Source organism: Mesorhizobium sp. M7A.F.Ca.CA.003.01.2.1 (assembly GCF_003998945.1).
GTDB classification, from domain to species: Bacteria; Pseudomonadota; Alphaproteobacteria; order Rhizobiales; family Rhizobiaceae; genus Mesorhizobium; species Mesorhizobium ciceri.
In genome coordinates, this window is sequence record NZ_RZRA01000081.1 from 1 (window position 1) to 9603 (window position 9603).

Sequence of the window (9603 nt, forward strand, 5' to 3'; positions counted from 1 at the left end):
GGTGATGAAGATGACGGCGATGCCCTCCTTCACCAGCCGCTGCAAAAGTTTGAAGAAGTGGCTCTTCTCTTCAGGCGTCAGCGTCGCGGTCGGCTCGTCGAAGATGATGACGCGGGCCTTGTGGTGGACGGCGCGCGCGATCTCCACCATCTGCTTGTGCGCCGCGCCCAGCGTGCTGACCTGCGCGGACGGGTCGACCTGGAAGCCCATGCCGGCGAGGAACTGCCGCGCCTGAATGTAGAGGCCGCGCAACCGGTTGAACATCTTCTCTTCGCCGAGATAGAGATTCTGCGCCACGGTCATGGCCGGCACCAGGTTGGTTTCCTGGAACACCATGGCGATGCCGGCGCGCAGCGCTTCGGCGGGCGTGGCGAAGGACACATCCTTGCCGTCGAAGGTCATCTTGCCCTCGGTCAGCTTGAAGACACCGGCCATGACCTTGGTCAGCGTCGACTTGCCGGCGCCGTTTTCGCCGAGCAGCGCGTGGATTTCTCCTTTGCGCAGGTCGAAATTGACATTCTTGAAGGCCGGAATGCGCGCGAATGCCTTGGCGGCATTCCTGAGTTCAATGATGTTGGCGTCCGACATCGCTTAGCCTCGCTTGCCGCTGGCGGCGCTCGCCACGCGCACGATCCTCGATCCGCCGCGCGAGGCGACCAGCAGATCATCGCCCAGCTCGCAGGCGCTCAGCGTCCCGTGCACCTTGCCGTCTGCGCGCGAATGGAAACTCGACAGCGGCTTCATGTTCTCGTCGCAAAGAACCACCAGCCCGTAGGACCTTGTCACCGCGTATGGCTTCAGCACGTTCATCTGCTTCAACTGGCTGCCTTGCATGGGCTCGCGATAGTCGCGCCATGAGCCGAGCGACGGCGCCATCCAGTAGGCCTCCGGGACTTCCGCCAGCATGCGGGTGCGGTAGGTCTCCTCGCGCAGGATGAACTCCACCAGTTGGTTGCGCACGGAATAGAAGGTCAGCCAATAGCCGGCGTTGAAGGCCGGGGCGATGCGGGCGGGGTAGGCCGGCAGATGCTCCAGCACGGGCAGCGTCGCCGTGGTGGCAAGGTCGATCGCCAGCACGCGGTGGCGCCAGGCCTCCGAAACGTAGATGCGGTTGGAGCCGGTGGTGGCGATGCCGGCCGGCCAGGCCAAGCCGTCCCTGACAAGCTCCAGCCGGCCGTTTTTTAGATCGAGCCGCCAGACCGAACCGGACACGCTCTTCTGCATCAGGTCGCGACGCCAACTGCTCGCCGGCACTGAGGCCGAACCGTTGGCCACCAGCAAGGTGTTGCTGTCGAGGAAGGTGAGAGCGGTGATGCAGGAGAGGCGCCGAGCCTCCTCACCCGTCGCCTCGCGCCCGTCATGCAGGCCGCCGTGGACGACGACGCCCTTGCCGTCGATGGCCATCGCGGTCATGCCGCGGGCATGGGCGAGTGCGGTGATCTCGCCCGGAAATTCCTGCAAGGTTTCGGCATGGCCGTCGGCGCTAAAGCGCATCAGCCGGTTGGCGCTGCTTGCCAGAATGCCCTTTTCGGTGCGTACGAGATTGTCGGCCTCGGCGAGGCCGGCGAACGGCTCGGCTTCCTCCAGTCCTTGGTTGGGCAGCAACGGCCCGTCGAGCGTCGGCACGGTCACTGCCCACTCGCCACGGCCGAGAAAGCGGTCAAGAAGCTGGCTCAAACCGCTCATGGCTTTTTGCCCCAGTAGGAATCCGAGCTGAACCAGTCGGGATCGACGCCTTTCAAGGGCAAGGTGCCCATGCGGTTGTTGAAGATGCCGCAGAGATAGAGGATGCCCTTGTGCTCGCGCATCGAGGTGATCATCGGATGCTTCTCGCCGGCCTGGTCCCACAGGCTTTCGAGGATCTGGCCGTTCTCGTCGAAGCGCAGCACGCAGCCGGTGTTGAGATTGGGCATCAGCCACGCGTCTTCCGATACGCGCCGCGCCATGCGACGGCGGAAGCTCGGCATTTCAAGCGAGAGATCCAAGGCCGGCGTGCGCATGCCCATCAGGGCCAGCCAGTAGGTACCGTCGGAGGCGCGGTTGATGTTGTCGGGATAGCCGGGCAAGCCCTCGATGACGCGCTCGACCTGGCCTTTCTTCGGGCCATCGAAATAGTAGCGGCTGATGCGGCAGGCCCAGCTTTCGGCGAACAGCACCGACTGGCCGTCGAAGGCCGTGCAGATGCCATTGGGGAAGACGAGGTTCGACAGCAGTGTGCGTGTCGAACCGGATTTGGGATCATGGACGATGATGCGTCCGTTGCCGCGGCTTTCCAGCGCGTCGGCATACCAGTCATGCATTTCGAAGCGCACTGTCGCTTCCGAGAAGACGATACGGCCGTCCGGCAGGATGTCGCAGTCGTCGGCGAGCTTCATGGTCGAGTCGTCGACCACCGAGGTCAGTGAGCGGTTGGTTTCGGCGGTCAGCAGCTTTACGTCGCCGGCCGGCGAGACCTGATAGAGGCCCATGCCAGCGACGCAGATGACGAGGTTGTCGTCGCGGTCGAAAGCCATGCCGAGCGGCGAGCCGCCAATATGTGCGAACACTTCGCTATCGGTGTAATGGGGCGGCTGGAAGCGCAGGATCTCGCCCTGGCGGCTGCCGGTGTAGAGACGGTCCTGCCGGTCGAAGATCACATCCTCCGCGCCATCGAGAACGCCGAGGCCGATGACGCCGACGTCCTTCAACCGGTCATTCACCGCCATTGGCGCGCCGGGCGCGGTCGAGATCGCCTGCGGCATCTTGGCGAAGGTTGGCGAGATGTAGACGCTGCGCAGGATCTTGTGGCGGTTCTTCACCCAGCGAACGTCGAGAAGCACCGACAAAAGCAGCACGATGCCGAGGATCAGGAAATTGACCGGGCCGGGCACGGCCAGCGCAAGCAGACTGTTCGACAGGACAAGCACGAAGACGGTGCCCATCAGCGCCTTGGCGACCGAGCCGCGCCCGCCGCCTAGCGAGATGCCGCCGAGCACGGTCGCGGTCAACACCTGCAGTTCGAGACCGGTGCCGATGTCGGAAGCGGCACTGCCGATGCGGGCCGAGAAGAAGAAGCCGGAGAGCGCCACCAGTACCGAGCACAAGACATAGGCGCTGAACAAGATGAAGCGCACATTGATGCCGGCATTGTAGGCAGAGCGGCGCGCGCCGCCGACCGCGAACAGCCGCCAGCCATAGCGGGCGCGCGACAGCACGAGATGGATGATCAGCGCGATGACGACGAACACCACAAAGGACGTCGGCACGCCCCAGATCGTACCGAAACCAAGAAAATCATAGGCTGGCGAGTCCGGACCGCTGGTGACGATCCGGGTCGAGACCTGGGGAAAGACGATGTCGAAGGTCGAGCGGTAGATGATGAGCGTCACCAGCGTGGTGAGAAACGCCCGCATGCGCAGAAAGCCAACCAGGAAGCCGTTGATGGCGCCGCAGACGACGCCGAGGCCCAGGCACGCCAACAGGCCGGTACCAAAGCTCCACTGCTCGACATTCATCCCATAGAGCGTGACCAGCACGGCGAGCGCGAAGGTCGACCCGACAGACAGATCGATGCCGCCTGACACCATGACGATGGTCATGCCGAGCACCACAAGGCCAAGCTCGGCGGTCTGGCCGCTGAGATTGGTCAGCGTCGCCAGATCGAAGAAGCCCGGCACGATCGAGCCGAAGATCGCGCACAAAATCACCAGCGCCGTGAAGGGGATGACGCTGTCGATCCACTTCTTGGTCAGGATCTCCCCGACCACGTGGTCGGGGAGCAGGCGGTAGCGCCAGCGCACAAGGCTTTCAGCCATGCTCATCAAGGAAGTCCGTTACTTGAGCTCGTCCAGCTTCCAGCAATTCCTGCCGGTCGCATTGGCCTTGTCGACGCGGGTGATCGGGCCGAAGAAGATGGTCTTCTCGCTGCCCGCCTGCCGGCCGGGCTGCTGCAGCAGCTCGGAAATCTGTTGTGCTGCGATCTCGGCCTGGATCGGGGCATTAAAGTTGAAGATCACGTCGAGCAGCCCGTTCTTGATGCTCTCGCAGCCCGTGGCGCTGCCCGCGCCATTGGTGACGATCGTCACCTGGTCCTGCTTGCCGGCGGCCACGACGGCGGCACCGGCGCCGACCTCAGCATTATCCCAGATGCCCATGATGCCGCACAGGTCCGGATGCTGCTGGAGGACCGTCTCGGTGATCTGGCGGGCCTCTTCGCTCATGTAATCGGCCGGCTGGTCGGAGACGAGCTGCAGCTCGGGATTGGCCTTCAGCACCTCGTCGATGCCGGTGCGCATGTAGATGTTGGCGGCACCCGTCTGGACGCCGGCGAGCCAGACCACCTTGTGCGAGACGGCATTGGGCCCGGTGCAGTGCTTGGCCAGTTCGCCCATTTCGAGACGGCCCATTTCGATCCAGTCGTTGCCGACATAACTGTCCGTCTGGGTGGCCGACTGCATGTTGACTTGCAGCACCTTGATGCCGGCCGCCTGCGCCTGTTTCAACAGGCGTGCGTAGGTCTGGACGTCGGGGTTCTGCACGATGATCAGGTCCGGCTTCTCGGCGATGGCGCCCTGCATGGCGCGAATGCCGGCATTGGTGTCGCCGGAGGGATCGCGCACTTCGAGGCTGAAGCCGTAGCGAGCGGCGTGACGCTGCCACACCACCACCCAGGCCTGGTTGAGGTCCATGCCCTGCGAGATTGGCACGAAGATGACCTTCTTGCCCTTGAGCGCCTCGAGATAGGTAGAGCGGCCGACCTGATCGGTTTCCTGCGCCGTGGCGATTTTCGCCGCGCCCAGCAGCGCCAGCGCTGTCATGCCCGCGAGCAGGCAGTTCTTGAACAACTTCATGGTATCCTCCCAGATTTATGTCTCGGTTCTTGTTCAGATGTCGCCGCTTTGCGAGGTCTGCTCGTCGCGCGGATTGATGATGGCGTCGATCGCCAGCGCGCCCAGCAGGATCACGCTCTTGATCAGGTTCTGGCTGGTGTAGCTGAAGTTCAGGATCGTCATGCCGTTGGTCAGGATGCCGACCAGGATGGTGCCGACGATGACGTTGCGTACGCCGCCCTGGCCACCGGAGAGGCCGATGCCGCCCAGCACGACCACCAGCAGCACGTCATAGATCAGGCTGGAATTGTAGAGGCGCGTGTCGATGCCGGTGACCAGCCCCAGCATGATGATGCCGGCGATATAGGCAATGAGGGCGCTGATGACATATTGCGTCACGATGATCGGGCGCGTCGGCAGCCCGGTCGTGCGGGCCGCGTTCGGGTTGTCGCCAGTAGCATAGACCAGCCGGCCGAAGCGGGTCTTCCTCAGGAAAAAGCCCATGAGCGCGGCCACCGCCGCGAAGATGATCACCGACATCGGGATGCCGAGGATGGTTCCGTTGCCGACGAATTTCAGCCAGCCGATATCGGAGGGGGCATAGAGCACGTCGGACGCAAAGACGATGCGGCCAGAGCCGTAGACCGAGGACGCGATGGCAAGGGTGGCGAAGATCGGCGGAATTTCGGCCACCGCCACCATGACGCCGGTGAACAGGCCGATGGCCGCGACCAGGATGGCCCCGAAGACGACGGCCAGCGTGAAGTCGACGCCCCAGGTGGAGATCCAAATACTGAAGGCGACGCCGACGACCATCACCGCCACCATGGTCAGGTCGATGCCGCGCCCAACGACGATGAGCCCCATGCCGACGGCCAGCGTGCCCAGGATCGAGACATTCTTGAGAATGGCAAGGATGTTGCCTTGGCTCAGGAAATTGTTGAGCGTCGCCGAGAACACCAGGAAGAGGACGGCCGAGATCGCGCCGACGACGAGTTCCTGGGACATTTTGATGCCCAAGCGCGCGGTGTCGGATTTGCCCGAACCAGCCAAGTCAATTCCTCCCTCGCTGCCGGTTTGAACCAGCGGCGTGCCAAAGCGGCCTTGCCCCAGGGCTTTGCCGCGACGACGTTCCTCCACAGCCCTAAGCCGGCTGCTTGCGTAAAGACCATCGCGGCTCAGGGCGGCAGGGGCAATTTCGATTTTCTGATGCGCTGTGCAGTTCGTCAGTGTGGAAAAAGAGGATGAGGAATCGTCGGTTGTGTGCTCTGCCGGATTTCACCTGTCGCAAAGCTCAGCCCGATGCCGGCAGCGTGCCGCGATCCCCGTGACGGTACTTTCCTGAGTGACGGGAATGTCAAGTAAGGCACAAGCGGGCCCTGCTCTCCCTGGGTTTCCGTCCTACAGGCCGTTTCCATCGATCATCGCCATCAGGCAATCGCCAGCTTGTGTGCCGCTGATGCCCAGATCACGCACGCTGTTCATGTGGTTTCGGTCATTCAGGCGGAGGTCGCTGACAGGGTGCCCCTGCGCGCGCAAGCGCTTTCCGAAGTCGGCGGCCTGCTGGTGAAAAGGTGACGTTTCCTGATCTCCGACGAGAATGGTCGCTGCCGTCTCCGGGTCATGCCACCGCGTCATTGGGGTGAAGGCAGCTGCCTCCTCATCGGTGATGCCGATTAACGGCTGGAGGAAGGAGGTCTGAAGGGGCTTGAGGTCGTAAAGGCCGCCTAGCAGCAGCGCCGCACGTATGCGCGACGGCATTGGCGCCTTTTCGAACAGGAATGTGGCCAGGTGCGCACCCGCCGAATGACCACTTACGCTTAGCCGGGCAGGGTCGCCGCCATGGGCGGCTATATTGTCCAGCACCCATTGTTTGGCACGCCGGATCTGGTCGACGATTGCCGCCATCCTGAATTCGGGCATCAGCGCATAATCGACGATGACCGCGATCGCCCCAGCTTTGGTGACTGTGTTCGCTACATAAGAATAGTCGCTTCTGGAGAACATGCGCCAGTAGCCACCATGGATGAAGATGTGCACGGGAAGATCCCTGCGCACACCGGGCGGAAAGAACAGGTCCAACCTTTCGGCCTCGCCCTCGCCATAGGCGATACCCGCCGATATCGGCAGGGTCGCCCGGGTTTCGGCGCTGCGAGTCACTATGTCGGCCACGATATCGTCAAAATCGGCCACATGGTCGCGCGTGCGGAAAGGGTCCTTTGACATGACTGCCGGTTCAGAAGGTGACGGCAATATATTTAGCCTCCATGAACTCGGCGATGCCGTGGTGCTGGCCGCCTTCGCGGCCAAGGCCGCTCTGCTTGACGCCTCCGAATGGTGCGGCCGGATCCGACATCAGTCCCCGGTTGAGGCCGATCATGCCGGCCTCGATCCCCGACGCCACCCGCATGCCGCGCCCAACATCGCGTGTGTATATATAAGCGGCCAGGCCATATTCCGTGTTGTTAGCATGGGCGATGGCCTGGGCCTCGGTGTCGAAGCGTGTGATAGGTGCCACCGGGCCGAAAATCTCCTCGTGCGCCATCTCCGCATCCGGCGGCACCTCGGACAGCACTGTTGGCGGATAGAAGAATCCTTCTTCCTCCGAAATCGCCCCGCCGCAAAGCACCTTGGCTCCCCGGCCCACCGCGTCCTTGACCAGGCGATCGATCTTGTCGACAGCCTTTCTGGTGATCATCGGCCCGCACTCGGTGTCGGCATTCGGGCCCGCCCCCACCTTAAGTGCCGCCATGCGCTTGCGGAGCCCGTCGGCAAAAGCATCATAGATTCCCGATTGCACATAGAGGCGATTGGCGGCGGTGCAGGCTTCGCCGGCGTTGCGCATCTTGGCGATCATCGCGCCATCGAGGGCGGCGTCGAGATCGGCATCGTCGAAGACGACAAACGGGGCATTGCCGCCGAGTTCCATAGAACACGAAATGACATGCTTTGAAGCCTCGCCGAGCAAGGTTCGGCCGACACCCGTCGACCCCGTGAAGGACAGCTTCCTGACCCGCGGATCGGCAAGCATGGCCGAAGTCAGCGGCCCGGGACTGGTCGTGGTCAGCACGTTGACGACGCCGGCAGGCACGCCGGCTTCGCTGTAGAGTGCCGCCAGCGCATAGGCCGTCAGTGGTGTTTCGCTGGCCGGCTTCAGGACGACAGTGCAGCCTGCCGCCAGCGCCGGCGCGATCTTGCGGGTCGCCATCGCGGCCGGAAAATTCCACGGTGTGATCAGCACGCAAATTCCGATCGGCTCATAATCGACCACGATCCGGTTGGTGCCGGATGGCGCGGTGCCGAATTCACCGGTGATCCGGACCGCCTCTTCGGCATTCCAGCGGAAGAACTCGGCGGCATAAGCCACTTCGCCGCGCGCGTCGCGCAGCGCCTTGCCGTTCTCCAGCGAGATCAGCATGGCGAGCGTTTCGGAGCGTTCGACCATCAGTTCGAAACAGCGCCGAAGGATTTCCGAGCGTTTGCGCGGCGCAGTTTCCCGCCATCTCCTAGCTGCTTTGGCCGCCGCCTCGACGGCGGCGGTGGCGTCCTCGACCGTCGCATCGGGAACCGCCGCGATCACCGCCCCGGAGGAGGGATCGACGACATCGATGAGCCGACCGTCGGAGGACGACCGCCAAGTGCCGTCGATGTAGAGTCCGTGCGAAAAACCGCGCACGTCATAGCCATCCTGGTCGAGTTGCTGAGTGTTCAAATTCATCGCTTTGTTCCGTTTCTCACATAACGCAGGCGGCGAGGTCGCCGTCATGGGCAGCCTGGACGAGGCGTCGCATCGTGCCGAGATCGAACGCACGCGGATTGTTCTTGATCAGGCGGTCGATGCCGAGCGCTTGCTCGGCGGTCCACTCAAGCTTATCGGCAGGGAGGCCCAGATCCGCCAATGTTGGCGTAATACCGATCGCCGCGAACAATCGCCTGATCTCCTCGATCGTGGCGGCTGCCATCGCGTCGGCGGTTCGCGCCTTTGCCTCCCAGCCAAGTGCCGCGCCGATCTCTGCCATCTCGTGAGCGGCGACGCGGCTGTTATAGGTCATCACGTAAGGCATCATTGTGGCCACGCCCAAACCATGGGCGGTGTGGGTGAGGGCGCCTGCCGGGTATTGCACGGCATGCGCCGCCGCCGTGCCGGCGGTGCCGAACGCGCAGCCCGCCGCCAGAGCGCCCATCATGACATCGGCACGCGCGTCGGCATCCGTGCCGTCGCTGCAGGCTTTCTCCAGACTCCGGCCAAGCAGCTTTATCGCGAGCAACGCGAAATGGTCTGTCAGCGCAGTCTTGCCGATGAAGACATGCTGTTGCGGCAGATTGGGATCTTCACCGCGCCGCATGGCGGTGAAGGCCTCAATCGCATGGGTCAAAGCGTCGGCGCCGGCGATCGCGGTCAGGCCAGGCGGACAGGTCATTGTCAGCTCGGGATCGCACAGAGCGACCGCGGCGATAAGGTGAGGGCTCGATATGCCGACCTTGAGCGTCCGGTCCGGGTCGGAAATCACCGCGACCGGCGTCACCTCGGAGCCGGTGCCGGCCGTGGTGGGTACGGCGATCAGCGGCAGTGTCTGACCCGGCACCTTGAACTCCCCGTAATAGTCCTGGAGCTTGCCGCCATGGCTGAGCAGCAGGGTGGCGCATTTGGCGAAATCGAGACAGCTGCCGCCGCCGATGCCGATCACCATATCCGGCCCGAACCCCTTCGCTTCCTCGACGCAGATGCCGACCGTATCGCGTGGCACGTCGGGCAGAACACGATCATGCACCAGGACCTCGATCGAGGCTGACT

General features: G+C 63.4%; 8 protein-coding genes. All 8 read right to left on the reverse strand.

All coding sequences use genetic code 11. The features are described from left to right. Positions 1-588: ATP-binding cassette domain-containing protein (locus tag EN969_RS05820; protein WP_164758155.1), on the reverse strand; the 588-nt coding region annotated here is incomplete at its 3' end. A 3-nt stretch (positions 589-591) separates the two neighbouring features. Further along, positions 592-1686, reverse strand: a complete 1095-nt coding sequence (locus EN969_RS05825) for a hypothetical protein (RefSeq protein WP_063167478.1) — start codon at positions 1684-1686, stop codon at positions 592-594. Next, complete coding sequence (locus EN969_RS05830; protein WP_063167479.1) at positions 1683-3800, reverse strand: SMP-30/gluconolactonase/LRE family protein; 2118 nt, start codon at positions 3798-3800, stop codon at positions 1683-1685. Before EN969_RS05830 ends, EN969_RS05825 begins: the two co-directional genes overlap by 4 nt. 12 nt (positions 3801-3812) lie before the next feature. Continuing rightward, entirely contained in the window at positions 3813-4829 is a 1017-nt protein-coding gene (locus tag EN969_RS05835; RefSeq protein ID WP_063167480.1) for a sugar ABC transporter substrate-binding protein, read from the reverse strand. Positions 4830-4862: 33 nt separating this feature from the next. After that, positions 4863-5816 carry an ABC transporter permease gene (locus tag EN969_RS05840; RefSeq protein ID WP_032809776.1) on the reverse strand — a complete coding sequence of 318 codons (954 nt, stop codon included), beginning with the start codon at positions 5814-5816 and terminating at the stop codon, positions 4863-4865. A 393-nt stretch (positions 5817-6209) separates the two neighbouring features. Beyond that, positions 6210-7034, reverse strand: a complete 825-nt coding sequence (locus EN969_RS05845) for an alpha/beta hydrolase (protein WP_024502416.1) — start codon at positions 7032-7034, stop codon at positions 6210-6212. Positions 7035-7044: 10 nt separating this feature from the next. Next, entirely contained in the window at positions 7045-8526 is a 1482-nt protein-coding gene (locus tag EN969_RS05850; RefSeq protein WP_063167481.1) for an NAD-dependent succinate-semialdehyde dehydrogenase, read from the reverse strand. A gap of 16 nt (positions 8527-8542) precedes the next feature. Beyond that, positions 8543-9603 (reverse strand): iron-containing alcohol dehydrogenase (locus EN969_RS05855; RefSeq protein ID WP_127419020.1); only part of this gene is annotated, 1061 nt, incomplete at its 5' end.

Excerpts from the sequence above, each read along its gene's own strand:
- EN969_RS05825 (WP_063167478.1), bottom strand. The coding sequence starts at position 1,686 with ATGAGCGGTTTGAGCCAGCTTCTTGACCGCTTTCTCGGCCGTGGCGAG.
- EN969_RS05830 (WP_063167479.1), bottom strand. The coding sequence starts at position 3,800 with ATGAGCATGGCTGAAAGCCTTGTGCGCTGGCGCTACCGCCTGCTCCCC.
- EN969_RS05835 (WP_063167480.1), bottom strand. The coding sequence starts at position 4,829 with ATGAAGTTGTTCAAGAACTGCCTGCTCGCGGGCATGACAGCGCTGGCG.
- EN969_RS05840 (WP_032809776.1), bottom strand. The coding sequence starts at position 5,816 with ATGTCCCAGGAACTCGTCGTCGGCGCGATCTCGGCCGTCCTCTTCCTG.
- EN969_RS05845 (WP_024502416.1), bottom strand. The coding sequence starts at position 7,034 with ATGTCAAAGGACCCTTTCCGCACGCGCGACCATGTGGCCGATTTTGAC.
- EN969_RS05850 (WP_063167481.1), bottom strand. The coding sequence starts at position 8,526 with ATGAATTTGAACACTCAGCAACTCGACCAGGATGGCTATGACGTGCGC.